Here is a 19,897-nt window from a genome sequence, read left to right as displayed (position 1 = left end):
CGTCCCTCGTGGAACCGAAGGAGCAAAAGATGCGAGCGTCGAATCAATTCGCTGACGCCACGGCAGGCGTGGTGTACATCCACGCTTCGCCTGCGGCGGTTTGCCCGCATGTCGAGTGGGCGTTGTCGTCGACCCTGCAGGCCAAGGCGAACTTGATGTGGACCCCGCAGCCGGCGATGCCCGGGCAGCTGCGCGCGGTGACCAACTGGATGGGGCCGGTCGGCACCGGCTCCCGGTTGGCCAACGCGCTGCGCTCCTGGTCGGTGCTGCGTTTCGAGGTCACCGAGGATCCCAGCCCCGGAGTCGACGGCCAGCGGTTCAGCCATACCCCGCAATTGGGGCTCTGGAGCGGGTCGATGAGCGCCAACGGCGACATTATGGTCGGGGAGATGCGGCTGCGGTCGATGATGGCGCAGGGCGCCGACACGCTCGCCGCTGAACTCGATTCCGTGCTGGGAACCGCGTGGGACGAGGCGCTCGAGGTGTACCGCGACGGCGGCGATTCCGCCGAGGTGACCTGGCTCAGCCGCGGGGTCGGTTAAATAACCGGCGGCGAGTAGGGGGTGGCGGTCACCGGCATTTCGACGCTGCCCTTACACGCGCCGCTCACGATGTCGGTGTGAAACACGCCGGTCAGCGCGCCGTTGGGGCCGGGCGTCAGGGCTGTTATCGACCTTGCCGGGTCGTGTTCGACGAGGCCTCCCAGTAGTGGGCAGTCCCATTTCGTGGCCTTTTGCTGTACCCACTGCGACCCGTTCCAGGTGTATGCGCCTGACTGCTGCGCGTATTGATTTATGGGTGCTGGCGAGTCGTTGACCGTGGCGACACAAACGCCAGTTGAGCAGCTCGAGGTAAACGAGTACTTGGCCCACTGGGCGTTTTCGGGCTGGCGGGCCGCCATGCTGGTGCCGGTCTTCTGGTTAGCGGAGAAGGTCAGCAGGTAATGCCCGTCCAAGGCCGAACCCGCACCGGCGAAGGCTGCCGGAGCAAGCCATAACGAGCAGCTCACTGCCGCTCCCGCCAAGGCGACCAGTGCAGTCTTGCGGTGTCCCGACATCTTTTTCCTCCCCGTGGAGCGTTTACGCCAAGATGTCGTATTCGGTGTCTGAAGCGTTACACCGCCGTGATCGTCAGCGGTTGGGGCGCAGGATCTGCAAAGCGCGGGGAACCGCGTAAATCTCGGCGGGCAGCAGGCACGCGAAGTCGCCGTCGGCGTACACGTTGATGCCCGGGCACTCGACGTGGATTGACGTGGCACGTGCCGTGCTCACCTCGTCGAGCTCGACATGGGTGCCCTTCATGACGGTGGGGAACAGGCGGACCAGCTTGGTCCGGGAATCCGAGTGCGCCATGGTGATGTCGAGCAGCCCGTCGGAACGATCGGCGTTGGGGCAGATCAGCAGCCCACCGCCGTAACTGCGGGTATTGCCGAAGGCCGCGAGCGTGATGTCGGCATCGATCTCTTCGGTTCCGTCGAGCACCAACCGGAATGGCAAAAGACGCAACTGCGATAGCTCGGCGAGCATCGCGAGGTAATAGCGCAGCCGCCCGTGCGGCCAGCGCATCCGGTTGGCGCGATCGGTGACCAGGGAATCGAATCCGGCTGCCGCCACGGTGCCGAACCATTTTTCCGATTTTTTGCGACCCTCGCCGTACTGAATTCGGCCCAGGTCAATGGTTTCCGTCCAACCGTCGATGATGATATCCGCGGCGGTCTCGGGATCCTTTGTGGGAATAGCGAATTCACGAGCGTGGTCGTTACCGGTGCCTGCCGGAATGATGCCTAGCGGAACGTCGGTGCCCGCCAGCACCTGCAGCGCGTTGGAGATGACGCCGTCACCGCCGGTGACCATGACGGCGTCGGTGCCTTTATCGAGTGCCGCGCTGACCAGGTAACGCGCGTCTTCGGCGCTGTCGCCGATGATCTCGACGACTTCCACGCCTCGGTGGTGCAGCCGGGCAATCGCGGTTTGCGCCGCTGCTACGGCTGCGCCGTGCCCCGACACCGGATTGGTCAGCGCGGTTACCTTGCTGATTTCGCGCCGGGTCAGGTCGGTCACGGAATCAGCTTGCCGGGGTTGAGAATTCCGGCCGGGTCCAACGTCGCCTTGACCGCGCGCAATAGCTGCACGCCCAGATCGCCCACCTCGTCGCGCATCCAGGCTCGATGGTCGGCACCGACGGCATGGTGGTGGGTGATGGTTCCGCCGGTGGCCATGATCGCATCGCACGCGGCCTTCTTGGCGGCCCACCACTGTTCGATCGGGTTGCCGCGCTGCCCGGCGACGACGGTGAAGTACAGCGACGCGCCAGTCGGGTACACGTGCGAAATGTGGCACATCACCAGCGCCGGTGTACCCGATTCGGCCAACGAGGTCGTCAGCGCTTGGGTGACGGCGGCCTTCAGCGCGGGAACATTCGACCAGTCGGTCGCCGTCTCTAGGGTCTCGCAGAGCGCGCCCGCGGCCAGCAGGGAGTCGCGCAGGTACGGCGCGGCGAACCGGCCGCGCTCCCAGACCCGTGCGGGCGCCTCGCCCAGCGACGTGCCGCCGTGGGCTTCCAGCAACGCGCGCGTCTCGGCCTGTCTGTTCTCGGTGTGTTCCTTGGTGCCCTCGAACAGGGTCAGCCCCAGGCAGCCTCCGGTGATCTTGCTTTCCCCGATCGCCTCGGTGGTGGCGAGATTGACTCCGGTCTCGGCCTCGTCGGAGAGCCGGACGACGGTGGGTCCGGTGCCGATTTGGGTGACCGTCCGCAGGGCCGCGGACCCGGTGGCGAAATCCGGGAACGACCACGCCTCGTAACGGGTCATCTCCGGTGCCGGGTGCACCCGCAAGCGCACCTTGGTGATGACGCCGAAGACACCCTCAGAGCCGATCGCCAGCTGGCGCAGGTCCGGGCCGGCCGCCGACGCCGCGACCCGCCCCAGATCCAGCGTGCCCACCGGAGTGATCATGCGCAGCCCGAGGATCATGTCGTTGAACCGGCCGTAACCGGCCGAGTCCTGGCCGGAGGACCGGGTCGCGGCGAAACCCCCGATGGTGGCGAATTCGAAGCTCTGCGGGAAGTGCCCGAGCGAGAAGCCCTGTTCGCCGAGCAGGCGTTCGGCGGCCGGGCCGGTGACGCCGGCACCCAACTCGGCGACGCCGGAAACCTCGTCGAGGGATAGGAGCTGATCGAAACGCCGTAGATCCAGCGACACCACGGCGCCGAACTGACCTCGGGTCGGATCGAGTCCACCGGTGACGCTGGTGCCGCCGCCGAACGCGACGACGGCGATGCCATGCTCGGAGCAGTAGTGCAGGATCGCGGCGACTTGCTCCTCACCGTCTTCGGCATTAGGGCCGCCCGGGAGCAACACCGCGTCGGGCGCATCCTGGACGCCGCTGTCTTTGCGCCGCAGCAGGTCGGGGGTGGACTTGCCGCCGGCGTGCAGCAACCGGTCCCGATCGGCGGTGCGCACGTGCTCGGCGCCCACGATTGCGGCCAGCGCATCCTGATCGGCCTGCGACAACGACGGCGGGCGCAGCGTGACCTGGTCAGGTTGGAGTTCGCCTTCTTCCGATTCCTCCAGCCCCACGGCCTGCTTCAGCAAAGACCGGATCCCATCGGGGAGCGGTTTGGCGGCGGCGGGATCCCCCCACGCGTTCCATTTCATCGGCGGAAGGAGTTCACCAGGATGCGTCATGCGTTACAGTATTACACATGCTGTCAATTAGTAACGCGTCTCCGGATACCGGGGAGCGGATTCTTCACGCGGCGGCCAGCTGCGTGATCGATTTCGGCGTGGACAGGGTGACGCTGGCCGAGATTGCCCGGCGCGCGGGCGTGAGCCGCCCGACGGTGTACCGCCGCTGGCCGGATACCCCGTCGATCATGTCGGCGCTGCTGACCAGCCATATCACCGAGGTGACGCGCGAAGTGCCGGTGGACGAGGACGACCGGGAGGCGTTGGTAAAGCAGGTTGTCGCGGTGGCCGACCGGTTGCGGCGCGACGAGCTGGTCATGTCGGTGCTGCATTCGCAGCTGGCCAGGGTCTACATCACCGAGCGGCTGGGTACCAGCCAGCAGTTCCTGATCGAGGCACTGGCGGCCAGGCTGGACGTGGCACAACGATCGGGCAGCGTCCGCGCCGGCGACCCGCATCAAATGGCGACCATGGTGTTGCTGATCGCGCAGTCGACCATTCAGTCCGCCGACATCGTCCGGCCCATCCTTGACGCCGAAGCGCTGGCCATCGAACTCACCCACGCCCTGAACGGATACCTGTCCTGATGCCCGACCCGACCGCCCTGAATGCCGCGCGCCGCACCGCCGACCTAAGCGCCCTCGCCGACGGCGAACCGCTCGATGTCCTTGTCATCGGCGGTGGCATCACCGGCGTCGGCATCGCCCTGGATGCCGCGTCACGGGGCCTGCGCGTCGCGCTGGTGGAAAAGCACGATCTGGCGTTCGGCACCAGCCGCTGGAGTTCCAAACTGGTCCACGGCGGTCTGCGCTACCTGGCGAGCGGCAACGTCGGAATCGCACGGCGCAGCGCCATCGAGCGCGGAATCCTGATGACACGCAACGCCCCTCATCTGGTTCGTGCGATGCCGCAGCTGGTTCCGCTGCTGCCGTCGATGGACCACGCCAAGCGCGCGTTGGTGCGCGCCGGGTTTCTCGCCGGCGACGCGTTGCGCATGCTTGCAGGTACGCCGGCGTCGACCCTGCCCCGGTCGCGCAGGGTTTCCGCGCGGCGCGTCGTGGAGATGGCTCCTACCGTGCGACGTGACGGTCTCGCCGGTGGATTGCTTGCCTACGACGGGCAATTGATCGACGATGCCCGACTGGTCACCGCGGTCGCGCGCACTGCGGCCCAGCACGGTGCGCGGATCCTGACATATGTGGCCGCGTCCGAGGCCACCGACACTTCAGTGCGGTTGACCGACGAGCGCACCGGTCAGTCGTTCGACGTGTCGGCCGGTGCGGTCATCAACGCGGCAGGGGTGTGGGCGGGTGAGATCGACGGTTCGTTGAAGTTGCGGCCCAGCCGCGGGACACATCTGGTTTTCGATGCCGGCGCGTTCGCGAATCCGACTGCGGCGCTGACCATTCCGATTCCCGGTGAGCTGAACCGCTTCGTGTTCGCGATGCCCGAGCAGCTCGGCCGGGTCTACCTCGGGTTGACCGACGAGGATGCTCCCGGGCCGATTCCCGATGTGCCAGAGCCCTCTTCGGCAGAGGTTGCGTTCCTGTTGGACACGGTGAACACCGCGCTGGGCAGCGCGCTTGGCCCCAACGACGTCATCGGCGCCTACGCGGGTCTGCGGCCGCTGATCGATACGGGGGAGGGACGAACCTCTGACGTTTCGCGCGACCACGCCGTCTTTGAATCGCCCTCCGGCGTCATCAGCGTGGTCGGCGGAAAGCTGACCGAATACCGCTATATGGCCGAGGACGTGTTGAATCGCGCCATCAGCCTGCGGCAGCTGCGCGCCGCGGAGTGCCGGACCCGCAACCTGCCGTTGATCGGAGCGCCGGCGAACCCCGGGCCGGCCGGTCAGTTTCAGAAGGGGCCGGGCGCCGGTGTGTCGAGGTCGCTGGCGCAGCGTTACGGGGCCGAGGCGCCCAACGTCATCGCGAGCGCTACCTGCGACCGGCCGACCGAGGCGGTCGCCGGGGGCATCGACGTGACCCGGGCGGAGTTCGAATACGCGGTGACCCATGAGTGTGCGCTGGATGTCGACGACATCGTCGACCGGCGGACCCGTATCGGTCTGGTGGCACGCGATCGTGCGCGGGTTGTGGGTGTGGCCGAGGAGTTTCTGGCGAGTCTGGGCTAGCGGGTTTCGGGCTTACGGACTGGGGCGCTCCCCGATGTCTTCGTGCCACAAGGCGGGGTGCTCCGCGATGAAGGCCGACATCATTGCGGTGCAGCGCGTGTCGTTCAGCACCGTGACCGTGACCCCGTGTTCGGCCAGCCATTCGTGCCCGCCGTTGAGGGTTTCCGATTCGCCGATCAGCACCGCACCGATGTTGAACTGGCGCACCAGGCCACTGCAGTACCAGCACGGCGTGAGAGTCGTCACCATGACGGTTGATCGGTAGTCGAGTTGTCTGCCCGCCGCCCGAAACGCGTCAACCTCAGCGTGCAACGAGGGATCCCCTTGTTGCACACGACGATTGCGGCCGCGCCCGAGCAGCACACCGTCGGTGGTGAACAGTGCGGCTCCGATCGGGACACCGCCCTCCGCCAGCCCGGCCCGCGCTTCTTCGAACGCGACCTCCATCATCGCCGTCGCCGATAGACCCCCGTCACCGCCGCCGCTATCCACGCAACAATCTTCCACCACGCTGCGAGCGAGCTCCGAACTTATCTGGCTAGTAATATTTGTGATAGACAATATCTAATGACATCATCTATCACAATCGATAGGCTTGTCGGATTGGCGTTGAGCGCGCTGCGTCGGAGGGAGGGGCGATGACCACTCATGTTCCTGTGCTCGTCGTCGGTGCGGGCGCCGGCGGGCTGGCCACGTCCGCCCTGCTTGCCAAGCAGGGCGTGCGTTCACTGCTGGTCGAAAAGCGGCGCGAGGTCTTCATCTACCCGAAGGCGCGCAATCTCAGCTTCCGCAGCTTGGAGATCCTGCGTGGCCTTGGCCTCAGCGACGAGGTCCACAAGGTCGCCGAGCAGTTTTCGCAAATGGTGACCAGGCCGACGCTGAACAGCCCGGAGGAAAAACCGGCCATCGACCTCGACGCGATATTCGCGGGCCTGGACGCGCTGAGCCCCGAGCCCGCCGTGCAGTATTGCCCCCAGAGCCGGTTGGAGCCGATCCTGCTTGCCGAAGCCCGCCGACGCGGCAGCGAAGTGCGCTACGGCACCGAGCTTTCCTCGCTGGACCTCGACGAGGCCGATATCACCGCGGTGCTGCACGATCGGGACTCGGGCGAGCCACAGACGGTGCGCGCAGACTACCTCGTCGGTGCCGACGGTGTGCACAGCCCGATCCGCAACTGGCTGGGCATCACCACGTCTGGCTACGGCGCGCTGCCGATCTATGTCGTCTTCATCTACTTCCGGGCGCCGTGGCGAAAGTTCGTCGCAGACTTGGGCGAGGGGGGCGGCGTGCAAGTCAATAACGCTGACGCACAAGGCATATTCATTCAGGCCGACGGCGATCTCGGCATGTTCATCACCACGTATTTCCCTGGCAAGGGCGAGACGGCGGATCAGTTCACGCCACAGCGTTGCCGCGAGGTGCTCACCAAAGCAATCGGCGAGCCGATCGACATCGACATCATCGAGATCGCTGCCTGGCAGCCCTACGAGCAAGTGGCAAACCAATTCCGTTGTGGGCGAGTCTTTCTCGTCGGCGATTCGGCGCACACCATGCCGCCGTTCAAGGCCGGCGGAGCCAACACCGCCATCCAGAGCGCGCACAACTTGGCGTGGAAGCTTGCCGCCGTTCTGCAGCGGACGGCCGGGCCGGCATTGCTTGACACTTACCACGCCGAGCGGCATCCGGTCGGGCGCTTTGCCGCCCGTCAATCGCTCACCGGCCCAACGATTCCCTTGCTCCAGTTGGACGACGACCGACCGCTACTGCCACCTGAGGAAGAGTGCTCGATGTTCGCTTTGATGGTCGGCTACCGGTATCACTCGGCCGCGGTGCTGACCGGTGAGCTGGACGCTGGCGAGCTGGTGGAGGAGTTGCACGGGCAACCCGGTACCCGCGTTCCGCATGCGTGGGTGGGGGATGGGGTCTCGACATTGGACCTGCTCGGCTCGGGATTTACCGTGTTCACCCGCAACGAGCGGTGGTGCGCAGCTGCGGCTTCGGCGTCGATCGCAGCGCATCGCATCCGCAGCGACGAGTGGGAGGCGATTACCGAACTCGGGCCAGACGGCGCGCTGCTCGTCCGCCCGGACGAATTCGTCGGCTGGCGAACCGACCAACTGCCAGCTGACCCGCAAGCCGCACTCCACCAAGCGCTTTCGCGGATCCTCTCGCGCTGAGCAGACGCAAAAGGCCCCGACACGCGGCGTGTCGCGGGGGCTTTTACGTCTGCTCGCGGAAGCGAATTACAGCGGGATGTTCTTGTGGCGGCCGCGGCGTGCCGGCGCCTGCGCCAGCGCCTCGGAAAGCTTGCTGCGGGTGTGCGCCGGGTCGATCTTCTCGTCGACCACACCGATCGCGATGGCGCTGTCCACGCCGCCGGCGATCCGCTCGTGCTCGACGGCCAGCTGGTCGTGCAGCGCTTCGCGCTCATGCTCTGGCGCGGCGGCCAGCTTCTTCTTGTGCAGGATGCCCACGGCCGCCTTGGCGCCCATCACGGCGACCTCGGCGTCCGGCCAAGCGAACACCTTGGTGGCGTTCAGCGAGCGGGAGTTCATCGCAATGTAGGCCCCGCCGTAGGTCTTTCGGGTGACCAGCGTGACGCGCGGAACGGTGCACTCACCGAAGGCGTGCAGCAGCTTGGCGCCGCGGCGCACCACGCCGCCCCACTCCTGGTCGACACCCGGCAGGTAGCCCGGGACGTCGACAACCACCACCAGCGGTATGCCGAATGCGTCACAGAGTCGCACGAAACGCGCTGCCTTCTCCGCACTTTCGGAGTTCAAACAGCCGCCCAGGCGCAGCGGATTGTTCGCCAGCACGCCGACCGTGCGGCCGGACAGCCGGCCCAGCCCGACTACCATCGACGGCGCCCAGTTGGCCTGGAATTCGTCGAAGGGCGCGTCCTCGTCGAGGATTGCGGTCACGATGGGACGCACGTCGTAGGCCCGCCGGGCCGATTCGGGCAGCAGGGCGTGGATGTCGGTGTCACCGGCTTCGGCCTTGCTGCGGTCGAAATGCCCTTGCTGGCAGAATAATCCGACCAACCGGCGACCGCGCTCGTAGGCGTCGAGCTCGTCGTCGGCGACGATGTGGCACACCCCGGACTTCTTGTGGTGGGTCTCCGGACCGCCGAGCGCGGCCATGTCCACATCCTCGCCGGTGACGCTGCGCACCACGTCGGGCCCGGTGACGAACACCCGGCTTTCCGGTGCCATGACGACGACATCGGTCAGCGCCGGCCCGTAGGCGGCGCCGCCGGCGGCGAAGCCGACGACCACCGAGATCTGCGGAATGTAGCCCGACGCGCGGATCATGGCCTCGAATACCGTGCCGACCGCGTGCAGCGCCCGCACACCTTCGGCGAGCCGGGCCCCACCCGAGTGCCAGATGCCCACGATCGGGCTCTGCTCCTCGATGGCAGTGTCGTAGGCGTTGACGATGTGCTGGCACCCATCGGTGCCCATCGCGCCGCCCATGACGGTGCCGTCCGTGCAGAAGGCGATGGTGCGCATACCGTTCACGGTGCCGGCGGCGGCCAGTACTCCAGAGCGGTCACGCTCGTGCAGCAGTTCGACGCTGTCGTCGTCGAAGAAGTTGCACAGACGCAAGAGCGGGTCGCGGGGGTCGAGCGACTCGCCAACCGCCTCGGGGGCCATCGTTGTCATCGCAGGTCTCCTGTTTCCTGGGGTGATGCTGGGAGGGTCAGTACCGACCAAAGGCGATCGCTACGTTGTGGCCGCCGAATCCGAACGAGTTGTTGACCGCATAGCGGTAATTACCGGGCCGCGGCGCGCCCGCCACCACGTCCAGGTCAATCTCTGGATCGAGGTTTACCAGGTTCAGTGTCGGCGGGATCACCTGATCCCGCAACGCAAGCACGGTCAAGATCGATTCTACTGCGCCGACCGCACCGACCGAGTGGCCGAGGGCGGATTTGGGCGCGTACACCGCAGGCCTGTTGCTGCCAAAGGCATTGTTGATCGCCTTGCCTTCGGCCACGTCACCGACCTGAGTGCCGGTGGCGTGGGCGTTGACGTGGTCGATGTCACACGGAGTGAGGCCTGCCAGTTGAACCGCGCGCGTTATCGCGTGCCCGGCACGTTCCCCGTTGGGGTCCGGTGCCACCATGTGGAAGCCGTCGGAGGTGATGCTGGCCCCCATGATCCGGGCCAGGATGTTGGCACCACGAGCCTTTGCGTGCTCCTCAGTCTCGATCACCATGAGGGCGCCGGCCTCGCCGAACACGAAGCCGTCCCGGTCCTTGTCGAATGGGCGACAGGCACCTGCGGGGTCGTCGTTGTTGGTGGACATCACGATGCGCATATTGGCGAACCCGGCGATCGGCACCGCCTCGATCCTGGTCTCCACGCCGCCGCAGATCGCCATGTCGGCCTCACCGAGCACGATCTGCTGCCACGCATGGGCGATGCCCTCGGCGCCGGAGGCACACGCCGATATCGGCGTCATCACCCCGGCCTTGGCGTGCCGTTCCAGGCCCACCGCCGCGGCCGCGCCGTTGGGCATGTACTTCTGCACGGTCAGCGGGGAGATCGCCCTGTACCCGCGCACGCGCATGTCGTCATAGCCGAAGACGAGCTCTTCGGCCGAGCCCAGGCCGGTGCCGATGGACACCATCAAGCGGTTGGTGTCGACTTCGGGCGAGCCGGCGTTCTCCCATACCCGCCGGCCCAGAATGGTGGACATCCTCTGCAGGTATCCCGTCCGGCGTAGCTCGACGCGCGTCAGCTGGTGGTCGAATTCCTCCAACAGATGCCCGCCGATCCGGACCGGCAGGTCGAACTCCTCGACGAACGGGTCGTCGAGTGTACGGATTCCACTTTGGCAGTCGAGCAACAACTTCCACGTGTTCTCTGCGTCGGTTGCCAGCGCGGTGGTCATGGCAATGCCGGTGACCACCACGTTGGGAAACGATTTCCCTGTAACCAGTTCCGTCATGGGCCTTGCGAAAGTTCCTTCCGTGCTTTAGTAACGCCCGAAGGCGAGTGCCACGTTGTGGCCGCCGAACCCGAACGAGTTGTTGATCGCGTAACGATATTCGCCGTAGCGAGGTTCGCCCGCGACAACATCCAGGTCGATCTCGGGATCCGGGGTCTCGTAGTTGAGCGTGGGCGGAATGACGCCGTCACGCAGCGACAGCACCGTGAGCACCGACTCGAGCGCCCCGACTGCGCCGATCGAGTGTCCCAGCGCCGACTTCGGCGCATACACCGCGGCGTGCTCGCAACCGGCAACGCGGATGGCGTTGGCCTCCGCGCTGTCGCCGATCGGCGTGGCCGTTCCGTGTGCGTTGACGTGGTCGATGTCCTTGGCGGACAGGCCCGCCAGCTCCAGCGATCGTGTCATCGCCCGGCCGGCACGCACGCCGTCCGGCGCCGGCGCCACCATGTGGAAGGCGTCCGAGGTGATGCCCGCACCCAGCAACCGCGCCAACGGCTTGGCGCCGCGGGCCTTGGCGTGCTCCTCGGTCTCGACGACCATGAGCGCCCCGGCCTCGCCGAACACGAAGCCGTCGCGGTCCTTGTCGAACGGCCGCGACGCACGCTCGGGCTCGTCGTTGCGGGTCGACATGGCCCGCATCATGGAGAATGCCGCGATCGGCAACGCCTCGATGGGGCCCTCGACACCGCCGCACACAGCGACGTCGGCATCGCCCATGACGATCTGACGCCACGCGTGGGCGATCGCCTCCGAACCCGAAGAACATGCCGACACCGGAGTGATCACCCCGGCGCGGGCCCCTAGCTGCAGACCCACCACCGCCGCGGCGCCGTTGGGCATGATCATCTGAACGGCAAGCGGAGACACCTTGCGCGGGCCACCCTCGTTCATCAGGTCGTAGCTCTCGATGACCCGCTCGGCGCCACCCAGACCGGTGCCGACGACGACGGAGAACCGGTCATGATCGATCTCCGGGGTACCCGCAGCCTCCCACAACTGACCGCTCAGCCACTTGGCCATCCGCTGGACATACGACATGCGCCGCATGTCCAGCCGGCCCATGTGGTTGTCGACCGATTCCTTGAGGTGGCCGCCGATCCGGACAGGCAGGTCCCACTTGGTAACGAAGTCGTCTTCGAGTGTGTGGATGCCGCTCTCGCCGGCCAACAGTCCCTTCCACGTGCTTTCGATGTCCGGCGAGATCGACGTCGTCGCTGCGACGGCGGTCACCACAACGCTGGGGTAACCGCCATTAGCAGTGGAAGGCTTGGTCACTTGCTCTCTGCTTCCAGCCTTGCCTGAACGTTCGCTGCAGCCTCGGGGTTCTCCGTCACCAGCTTGGCGCGCAGAGCCTCGGCAGCCTCGGGGTTCTCTTCCTCGAGCTTCTGGATGTAGGAGACGACGTCACCGACGGTACGCAGACCGGCGAGGTCCTCGTCCGGGATCTTCACGCCGTACTTGTCCTCGGTCTGCACGGCGATCTCGACCATCGACAGCGAGTCGATGTCCAGGTCGTCGACGAACGACTTCTCCGGGGTGACCTCGGACGGCTCGATACCGGTGACCTCTTCGATGATCTCGGCGATACCGGCGATGATTTCTTCCTGACTTACGGCCACAGTCTTTTCCCTTCGTAATGTGTTGTGTACAAATCGAACTCACGTTCGGTTTTTGGTTGTACTGGCAAAGCGGGCAGTTAGAGGCTCGCCAACTCGTCCAGATCTGCGGGTGACTTGACGGCGCGCGTCGCAACCCCCCGAAGTTCGCGTTTGGCGATACCGGTGAGGGTGCCCGCGGGCGGGAACTCCACGATCGCCCTGACATTGTGCTCACGCAGCGCCGCGGTGCACAGGTCCCAGCGCACCGGCTGGGTGAGCTGAGAGACCAGGGTCTCCATCGCCGCCGCCGCGGAAGCGACCGGCTGGCCGTCGCGGTTGGACAGCAGCGTGGCGGTGGGCTCGGCGGTGGCGATGCCGGCCGCCGCGGCGGCGTAGCCGTCAAGAGCCGGAGCCATGAACCGGGTGTGGAAGGCGCCGGCCACACTCAACGCGCGCACCCGGGCCTTCTCCGGCGGGTCTTCGGCGAGCTTCTCCAACGCGTTCAGCGGACCGGCGGCGACGATCTGGCCAGCGGCGTTGCGGTTGGCGGGCACCAGGTCGAGCTGCTCGAGGCGGCTGAGCACGTCGGCCTCGTCACCGCCGAGCACCGCGGACATGCCGGTCGGCTCGGCCGCGCACGCCTTGGCCATCTCGGCGCCGCGGGTGGCCGCCAGCGCGACGGCGTCGTCGGCGGGCATCACACCGGCGATCGCGTAGGCCGCGATCTCACCGACGGAGTGACCCGCGACGATGAACTCTTCGCCCGCGAGCAGTCCGCGCCTCGTCAGCTCCTGGTGAGCCAGCAGCGTGGCCGCGACGATCAGTGGTTGAGCGATGGCGGTGTCGGTGATCTCTTCGGTCGAGGCGGTGGTGCCCAGTCGCGCAAGGTCCAGGCCACTGGCCTTCGACCACGACGCGAGCTGGTCCGCTGCGCCGGGAAGTTCCAACCACGACGACAGCATTCCCTCGGTCTGCGAGCCCTGTCCGGGCGCAAGAAATGCAATCACGTGTCTAAGAGAACACTGTGGAAACGGTTTTGCGCGGTGTAACAGATTATGAACCTCGTCTTAGGTTTTTGTATAGACCCTACAAAACAGGCCCGTAAGCTACATGTTTGATATCGGGTCGCGATCTGTTGGCTAAGTCACTATCGGGCCGAGGGGGCCATGGCATCCCCGGTGACCAGCCCTTTGACCGGGCCTTTGACCGGTAGGGGGACCTGAGGCATGGCGTTGTTCGCGACGGTGGATTGAGGCGTCGGATAGTTGAGCTGGCCGACTGTGGCCGCGACTCGCAGCACGTAGGCGTCGCGCGGCTGGGTGGGATCGCGGCCGGTGAAGTCCGTGATGCGCTTGAGCCGGTATCGCACGGTGTTTGGATGAACGAACAACTTGCGGGCGCAGGCCTCAATCGCGCCGCCACAATCTAAATAAGCGCCGAGTGTCTCGGTGAGCGTCGGTCCGGCATCGGCCAGGGGCCGCATCACGTCGGTATGCAGCGCCACGATCGCCGATGGGTCGCCCATGAGAGCGCGTTCGGGCAGGAGTTCTCTGGCAAGCACCGGGCGCGGCGCCCCGCGCCAGCCGGCGACGGCGTTCATGCCGGAGATGGCCTCGCTTGCGCTGTGGTAGGCGGCGGTCAGCATCGGCGCCGTCGGTCCGATGACCACCGGGCCGTCCGAGAACGCTGCCAGCAGGTCGCCCAGGAACTTCTCGGTCGGCGACACGTGCCCGGACACGATCGCCACCAACCACGTCCCATGCACGTCGGTGAGTGCGGCGCGGCCGTGGCGCGCGGCGATATCGCGGACCTGCTGGCTGGCCCGCTCGCTGTCGCCCGAGCCGTCGCGACCGGGGGCCGGGGTGCCCACCAGCACCGTCGCCGGAGCGGTGGTGTCCCAATTCAATGCGGCCGCGCGGGACAGCAGCTCGGGCCCGGTGTCGCCACGCACCACCGCGTCGACGACGCTGGCCTCCATCCGGCTGTCCCAGGTGCCGCGCGCCTCGGCCGCGTTGGCGTAGGCTGTGGCGGCGGTGAACGCCAGATCGCGGCTGTACTTCAGAATGCCGACCGTGAGCGCGGTCAACTGCTCTTCGGACCCGCCCAGCACCGGCACAACCTCTTCGAAGAACTCCATGGTGACCCGCACCATGTCCACGGTGTGGCGCAGCGCGATTCGCCGGGTCAGGTCCTGGGGCACCAGCTCGAACGCCTGCGCCGTGTAGCTGACGTCGCTGTGCGGGTCCTGCATCCACTCGACGAAGTTGACCACGGCCGTCTGCACCACCAGGGCCACACTGGCCCGCTGCGAGGCTTCCAGCTCGGCGAAGAACGGCAGCCGCTCTTGCATGGCCGAGACCGCCTCGGTGGCTAGCCGGCCCGAGTACTGCTTCAACCGTCGCAGCAGGGAATCGGGCACGGTTTCCAGCAGTTCCAGCGCTGACCTGGGCTTGGCCACAGAGGTGGACTTGTTGTCACTCACCCCTAAAAGCTACGCCAGATTTCTGGAAGTTTCTGCCAAGGCGACCCGGGGGTCTTAAGCGAGCCTTATGGACTGGGCCGGCGAGCGCCACGCTGGCGTGTCCCCCGCAAGCGGGAGGTGCCCCCAGCTCGGCGAAACTAGGCCACTCCCGGGTCGGAAGTCTGCTCCGGAGCAGCGAGCACATCGTCGATCTTGTATTGACGTGCGGCCGCGACCGGCACCGACGGGTCGATTTCGCTGTCGCGCGCCAATGCCTCAAGCACGGCGACCACCTGCGATTCGGCGTCGGTGTTGAAATAGCGCCGAGCCGCCGGCCGGGTGTCGGAAAAGCCGAACCCGTCGGTGCCGAGCGTGACGTAGGTGCCGGGCACCCACGGCCGGATCTGCTCGGGGACCCCGCGCATCCAGTCCGACACGGCGATCACCGGCCCGGTGGCCCCGGCAAGCGCCTGAACCAGGTAGGGGACGCCGGCCGGGTGTTCGGGGTGGCGCAGCTTCTGCTTCTCCACCTCGATCCCGTCGCGGTTCAACTCGCCCCAACTGGTCACCGACCACACGTCGGCGGCGACGTCCCACTCGGCGGCCAGCATCTCGGCCGCCTTCAGCGCGGCGGGCATGGCCACCCCCGACGCCAGGATCTGCGCCTTGCTGGCGCGTCGCTCGGTGGCCGTGTGGTAGCGGTAGATGCCACGCAGCACACCTTCTGGGTCGAAGTTGTCCGGCTCCGGCGGCTGCACGTACGGCTCGTTGTAGACGATGATGTAGAAGTAGATGTTCTCCGGGTTCTCCCCGAACATCCGGGCCAGCCCACTCTCGACGATGTAGGCGATTTCGAAGGCGAACGCGGGGTCGTAGGAAATCACCGCCGGATTGGTGGCCGCGAGCAGCAACGAGTGGCCGTCGGCGTGCTGTAGGCCCTCACCGGTCAGCGTGGTGCGGCCGGCGGTCGCCCCGAGCAGGAAGCCGCGCGCCATCTGGTCGGCGGCAGCCCACAGGCCGTCAGCGGTGCGCTGGAACCCGAACAGGGAATAGAAGATGTAGATCGGGATCATCGGCTCGTTGTGCGTCGCATACGACGTGCCGGCCGCGATAAACGAGCCCACCGACCCCGCTTCGTTGATGCCCTCGTGCAGGATCTGGCCGATTTCGCTTTCCTTGTAGGCCAGCATCAGGTCGGCGTCGACGGCGGTATACAGCTGGCCGAGGCGGTTGTAGATCTTCAACGACGGAAACCACGAGTCCATCCCGAAGGTGCGCGCCTCGTCGGGAATGATCGGCACGATCCGCGGGCCAATTTCCTTGTCCCGCAACACTTCTTTGAACGTGCGCACAATCGCCATGGTAGTGGCGACTTCCTGGTTTCCGGATCCCTTCTTCAGCGCGGCGTAGGTGTCGCGACCGGGAAGCTTCAGCGCCTTGGTCTTCGTCCGGCGCTCGGGAACAAAGCCGCCCAGGGTGCGGCGCCGGTCAAGCAGGTAGCGGATTTCCGGGGCATCCGGGCCGGGGTGGTAGTAGGGCGGGAGGTAGGGATCCTCGTCCAGCTGCGCGTCGCTGATCGGGATCCTCATGGAGTCCCGGAAATACTTAAGGTCTTCCAGGGCAAGCTTTTTCATCTGGTGGGTGGCATTGCGGCCCTGGAAGTGCGCGCCCAGCGAGTAGCCCTTGATGGTCTTGGCCAGGATCACCGTCGGCTGTCCCTTGTAGTCGACGGCGGCGCTGTAGGCGGCGTAGACCTTGCGATAGTCGTGGCCGCCACGCTTGAGGTTCCAGATCTCGGAGTCGGTCATGTGCTCGACGAGCGCCTTGGTGCGCGGATCGCGGCCGAAGAAGTGGTCGCGCACGTAGGCACCGTCGTTGGCCTTGTAGGTCTGGTAGTCGCCGTCGGGCGTGGTGTTCATCAGGTTGACCAGCGCGCCGTCCTTGTCGGCGTGCAGCAGGGCGTCCCACTCGCGGCCCCAGACCACCTTGATGACGTTCCAGCCGGCGCCGCGGAAGAACGACTCCAGCTCCTGGATGATCTTCCCGTTGCCGCGCACCGGGCCGTCGAGGCGCTGCAGATTGCAGTTGATCACGAAGGTCAGGTTGTCCAGGCCCTCGAGCGCCCCGACATGCGCCAGCCCACGGCTCTCCGGCTCGTCCATCTCACCGTCGCCCAGGAAGCACCACACGTGTTGGTCGGACGTGTCCCTGATGCCGCGGTCATGCAGGTAGTGGTTGAAACGCGCCTGATAGATGGCGTTGAGCGGGCCCAGGCCCATCGACACGGTGGGGAACTCCCAGAAGTCGGGCATCAGCCGCGGGTGCGGGTACGACGGCAAGCCGCCACCGGCGTGGCTGTGCTCCTGGCGGAAGCCGTCGAGCTGGTCCGCGCTGAGCCGGCCTTCGAGGAACGCGCGGGCGTAAATGCCCGGGGAGGCGTGGCCCTGAATGAAGACCTGGTCCCCGCCGCCGGGATGCGACTTGCCGCGGAAGAAGTGGTTGAAGCCGACCTCGTAGAGCGCCGCGGAGGAGGCATAGGTCGAAATGTGGCCGCCCACGCCGACTCCCGGGCGCTGGGCGCGGTGCACCATGATGGCCGCGTTCCATCTGATAAACGCCCGGAAGCGCCGTTCGACGTCCTCGTCGCCAGGGAACCACGGCTCCATCTCGGTGTGGATGGTATTGACGTAGTCGGTCGACGTCAGCGCCGGGATGGCCACCCGCTGCTCGCCCGCCCGCTCCAGCAGGCGCAGCATCAGGTAGCGCGCCCGCCTCGGCCCCGAGCGCTCCAGCAGTTCGTCGAAGGACTCCAGCCACTCCGACGTCTCTTCGGGGTCGACGTCAGGCAGATAGGAAGCCACGCCCTCGCGGATCACCCGAACGCGGTCGGGTTCGCTTGCGCTACTTGAATTTTTGGCCAGATCGTGGCGCGCGAACTCGGTGGTCAACTTCCGCTCCTGTTGTCGGCGGGTTTTCTGCTTGGACGATCGCCCCCCCTTATCGTGCCGCACCGGCGTGCAATCCGGTGCATCGAGGGCGATCGGAGTTGTGACCCGGTAACGTCAGGAGCCGTGCTCAACGGATGGCGTGCCGTCTCGGCGGGGGAGTCGCCAAAGCGCGGCGCCCTGGTGCTCGGGTGCGTCGCGGCGATGTTGATGGGCGTCATCAACGTGGTGGCGGGGTGTACCAACATAACCGGCGGCACCGCCACGCCGAATACGAAGGTCGCCCCGGCCTACCGTTCGTCGGTGTCCGCGTCAGTGTCTGCGTCGGTGGCGACGTCGAGCATCCACGAGTCTCAGCGGCAACAATCGTTGACGACCAAGGCGATTCGCACCTCGTGTGACACGCTCGCCACCAGCAGCAGCGCCGCAATCGACAAGGTCAACGTCTTCGTCAAGACCTATAACCAGGGCCACAACACCGGCCCCACCGAGGGCCCGGCCATCGACGCGCTCAACGACAGCGCCTCCACCGTTGGCAACGCTCTCAACGACGCGATGTCCTCGGAGCTGCGGGACGCATTCAACGCCTATGTTGACGCGGCCCACGCCGTGGCGAACGCCATCGGCACGCACGCGGGGACGGGGGAGTTCAACAAGCGGGTCGACCAGCTCAACGACACCAAGACCAAGGCGTTGAAACTGTGCCTGGCTTCCTTCTGAGGCCGCCGTAGGGCGCGGTTTTAGTTGTGCGACGATAATGCGCATCGCAGGGCGCGCGGATGGTTAAAGGAGGCTCCACGGTGGTCGCGGAGGATCACGCCCCGGGCTACGGTCGCAAGCTGGGCATCCAACGAGACCAAGTCGTCCAGGAGTGGGGCTGGGACGAAGACACCGACGACGACATCCGCGCCGCGGTCGAGGAAGCGTGCGGCGGCGAACTGCTCGACGAAGACAGCGACGAGGTGATCGACGTCGTCCTGCTGTGGTGGCGAGACGGTGACGGGGATTTGGTCGACACCCTGATGGACGCGATCACCCCGCTGGCCGAAGACGGCGTGATTTGGGTGCTGACGCCCAAGACCGGAAAGCCCGGTCACGTGCTGCCCGCCGAGATCGCGGAGGCCGCCCCCACCGCCGGCCTGATGCCGACCTCGTCGGTCAACCTCGGCGACTGGAGCGCCAGCCGTTTGGTACAGCCGAAGTCACGCGCCGGGAAGCGCTGATGCTGCCCGTCGGGACCACCGCGCCTGACTTCACGCTGCGCGACCAGAATCAGCAACCCGTCACCCTCAGCGCCTACCGCGGTGACAAGAACGTGCTGCTGGTGTTCTTTCCGCTGGCGTTCACCGGGATCTGCCAGGGCGAGCTGGACGGGCTGCGTGATCACCTGCCGGACTTCGAAAACGACGACAGCGTGGCGCTGGCCATTTCCGTGGGCCCCCCGCCCACCCATAAGATCTGGGCGACCGAGAGCGGCTTCCTGTTCCCGGTGCTATCGGACTTCTGGCCGCATGGTGAGGTGAGCCAGGCCTACGGCGTGTTCAACGACTCCGCCGGCTATTCCAACCGGGGCACCTTCGTCGTCGATCGGTCGGGGATCATTCGGTTTGCCGAGATGAAACAGCCCGGTGAGTCCCGCGACCAGCGGCTGTGGACTCAAGCCTTGGCGGCGCTGCGCGCCTGAACGGGTGTGAGCGTTTTGGGTGGTTGGTCGTCGAGCGTGTAGCCTGCGGCGGGGCATGGGCGCGTAGCTCAGTGGTAGAGCTCTGGTTTTACACACCAGCGGTCGGCGGTTCGATACCGTCCGCGCCCACCAGTTTTTATGCAGGTCAGCGTCATATCGCGATCCAGTTGGATTTGACGGGCGAACCCCCGTTGTGCCAAGAGTGTGCCAACGCGGTTCGCACACCCGATGTGCGGTTCCGGTTGATGCTTGACGTTTGAGGTCCGGTTGCTGCTTTACGGTTCTGGGACGCGGTTCCGGTTGAACTACCCCGGGTTTAGTTCCTAGTCGGTTGCGAGGGCCGGGGTTGGCTGACTCGCGGGTTGTGAGGTGCCGGTGAGGGCGGCCTCGTACTCGGCTGGTGGGACGTAGCCGAGGGCTTCGTGCAG

At 66.3% G+C, this 19,897-nt stretch carries 18 protein-coding genes and 1 tRNA gene; 8 read left to right on the top strand and 11 right to left on the bottom strand.

Annotation, left to right across the window (positions count from 1 at the left end):
• The first annotated feature begins 29 nt into the window (after positions 1-29).
• Positions 30-542 (top strand): DUF3145 domain-containing protein, encoded by a 513-nt coding sequence (locus ACLP9N_RS10650; RefSeq protein WP_442407374.1) that lies wholly within the window; start codon positions 30-32, stop codon positions 540-542.
• Here the strand turns inward: ACLP9N_RS10650 and ACLP9N_RS10645 are convergent.
• The 3 genes from ACLP9N_RS10645 to ACLP9N_RS10635 all read right to left on the bottom strand — a co-directional run bounded on the left by ACLP9N_RS10645 (position 539) and on the right by ACLP9N_RS10635 (position 3,655).
• The gene (locus tag ACLP9N_RS10645) at positions 539-1,057 is read right to left on the bottom strand and encodes a hypothetical protein (protein WP_442407373.1); all 519 of its coding nucleotides are present in this window, start codon (positions 1,055-1,057) and stop codon (positions 539-541) included. The genes ACLP9N_RS10650 and ACLP9N_RS10645 overlap by 4 nt on opposite strands.
• Before the next feature lie 73 nt (positions 1,058-1,130).
• Complete coding sequence (locus tag ACLP9N_RS10640; RefSeq protein ID WP_442407372.1) at positions 1,131-2,060, bottom strand: diacylglycerol kinase; 930 nt, start codon at positions 2,058-2,060, stop codon at positions 1,131-1,133.
• The gene (locus ACLP9N_RS10635) at positions 2,057-3,655 is read right to left on the bottom strand and encodes an FAD-binding oxidoreductase (protein WP_442407398.1); all 1,599 of its coding nucleotides are present in this window, start codon (positions 3,653-3,655) and stop codon (positions 2,057-2,059) included. The genes ACLP9N_RS10640 and ACLP9N_RS10635 overlap by 4 nt, the downstream gene beginning before the upstream one ends.
• A gap of 47 nt (positions 3,656-3,702) precedes the next feature.
• Between ACLP9N_RS10635 and ACLP9N_RS10630 the strand changes: the two genes are divergently transcribed.
• Both ACLP9N_RS10630 and ACLP9N_RS10625 read left to right on the top strand, forming a co-directional pair.
• Positions 3,703-4,272 (top strand): TetR/AcrR family transcriptional regulator, encoded by a 570-nt coding sequence (locus tag ACLP9N_RS10630; RefSeq protein WP_442407371.1) that lies wholly within the window; start codon positions 3,703-3,705, stop codon positions 4,270-4,272.
• A complete protein-coding gene (locus ACLP9N_RS10625) occupies positions 4,272-5,822 on the top strand; it encodes a glycerol-3-phosphate dehydrogenase/oxidase (protein WP_442407370.1) in 1,551 nt (516 codons plus the stop codon). Before ACLP9N_RS10630 ends, ACLP9N_RS10625 begins: the two co-directional genes overlap by 1 nt.
• 12 nt (positions 5,823-5,834) lie before the next feature.
• Here ACLP9N_RS10625 and ACLP9N_RS10620 read toward each other — a convergent pair whose 3' ends face one another.
• A complete protein-coding gene (locus ACLP9N_RS10620) occupies positions 5,835-6,272 on the bottom strand; it encodes a nucleoside deaminase (protein ID WP_442407397.1) in 438 nt (145 codons plus the stop codon).
• Positions 6,273-6,460: 188 nt separating this feature from the next.
• Here ACLP9N_RS10620 and ACLP9N_RS10615 point away from each other — a divergent pair, with 188 nt between their 5' ends.
• The gene (locus tag ACLP9N_RS10615; protein ID WP_442407369.1) at positions 6,461-7,999 is read left to right on the top strand and encodes an FAD-dependent monooxygenase; all 1,539 of its coding nucleotides are present in this window, start codon (positions 6,461-6,463) and stop codon (positions 7,997-7,999) included.
• Positions 8,000-8,065: 66 nt separating this feature from the next.
• Here the strand turns inward: ACLP9N_RS10615 and ACLP9N_RS10610 are convergent, their stop codons facing one another.
• From ACLP9N_RS10610 to aceE, 7 genes are all read right to left on the bottom strand, one after another.
• Positions 8,066-9,487 carry an acyl-CoA carboxylase subunit beta gene (locus ACLP9N_RS10610; RefSeq protein WP_442407368.1) on the bottom strand — a complete coding sequence of 474 codons (1,422 nt, stop codon included), beginning with the start codon at positions 9,485-9,487 and terminating at the stop codon, positions 8,066-8,068.
• 37 nt (positions 9,488-9,524) lie between these two features.
• Positions 9,525-10,778 carry a 3-oxoacyl-ACP synthase KasB gene (gene kasB / locus ACLP9N_RS10605; RefSeq protein WP_442407367.1) on the bottom strand — a complete coding sequence of 418 codons (1,254 nt, stop codon included), beginning with the start codon at positions 10,776-10,778 and terminating at the stop codon, positions 9,525-9,527.
• Between the two features lie 27 nt (positions 10,779-10,805).
• Positions 10,806-12,056, bottom strand: coding sequence for a 3-oxoacyl-ACP synthase KasA (kasA, locus tag ACLP9N_RS10600; RefSeq protein WP_442407366.1), 1,251 nt, complete (start codon positions 12,054-12,056; stop codon positions 10,806-10,808).
• Positions 12,053-12,400 carry a meromycolate extension acyl carrier protein AcpM gene (gene acpM / locus ACLP9N_RS10595; protein ID WP_442407365.1) on the bottom strand — a complete coding sequence of 116 codons (348 nt, stop codon included), beginning with the start codon at positions 12,398-12,400 and terminating at the stop codon, positions 12,053-12,055. Before acpM ends, kasA begins: the two co-directional genes overlap by 4 nt.
• Positions 12,401-12,477: 77 nt before the next feature.
• The gene (locus ACLP9N_RS10590; RefSeq protein ID WP_442407364.1) at positions 12,478-13,386 is read right to left on the bottom strand and encodes an ACP S-malonyltransferase; all 909 of its coding nucleotides are present in this window, start codon (positions 13,384-13,386) and stop codon (positions 12,478-12,480) included.
• A gap of 140 nt (positions 13,387-13,526) precedes the next feature.
• Complete coding sequence (locus ACLP9N_RS10585) at positions 13,527-14,861, bottom strand: PucR family transcriptional regulator (RefSeq protein ID WP_442407363.1); 1,335 nt, start codon at positions 14,859-14,861, stop codon at positions 13,527-13,529.
• Positions 14,862-14,998: 137 nt separating this feature from the next.
• Entirely contained in the window at positions 14,999-17,788 is a 2,790-nt protein-coding gene (aceE, locus tag ACLP9N_RS10580; protein ID WP_442407362.1) for a pyruvate dehydrogenase (acetyl-transferring), homodimeric type, read from the bottom strand.
• 123 nt (positions 17,789-17,911) lie between these two features.
• Between aceE and ACLP9N_RS10575 the strand changes: the two genes are divergently transcribed.
• The 4 genes from ACLP9N_RS10575 to ACLP9N_RS10560 all read left to right on the top strand — a co-directional run bounded on the left by ACLP9N_RS10575 (position 17,912) and on the right by ACLP9N_RS10560 (position 19,601).
• A complete protein-coding gene (locus tag ACLP9N_RS10575) occupies positions 17,912-18,505 on the top strand; it encodes a hypothetical protein (RefSeq protein ID WP_442407361.1) in 594 nt (197 codons plus the stop codon).
• 80 nt (positions 18,506-18,585) lie between these two features.
• Positions 18,586-19,008 (top strand): DUF3052 domain-containing protein, encoded by a 423-nt coding sequence (locus ACLP9N_RS10570; protein WP_085231095.1) that lies wholly within the window; start codon positions 18,586-18,588, stop codon positions 19,006-19,008.
• A complete protein-coding gene (locus ACLP9N_RS10565; RefSeq protein ID WP_442407360.1) occupies positions 19,008-19,469 on the top strand; it encodes a peroxiredoxin in 462 nt (153 codons plus the stop codon). The genes ACLP9N_RS10570 and ACLP9N_RS10565 overlap by 1 nt, the downstream gene beginning before the upstream one ends.
• A gap of 57 nt (positions 19,470-19,526) precedes the next feature.
• Positions 19,527-19,601: transfer RNA gene (locus ACLP9N_RS10560), tRNA-Val, on the top strand.
• The last annotated feature ends 296 nt before the right edge of the window (positions 19,602-19,897 follow it).

Source organism: Mycobacterium sp. (assembly GCF_052144515.1).
Classification (GTDB): Bacteria; Actinomycetota; Actinomycetes; order Mycobacteriales; family Mycobacteriaceae; genus Mycobacterium.
The sequence above is the reverse complement of the archived record's forward strand: the minus strand, read 5'-3'. Positions and strand labels throughout refer to the sequence as shown.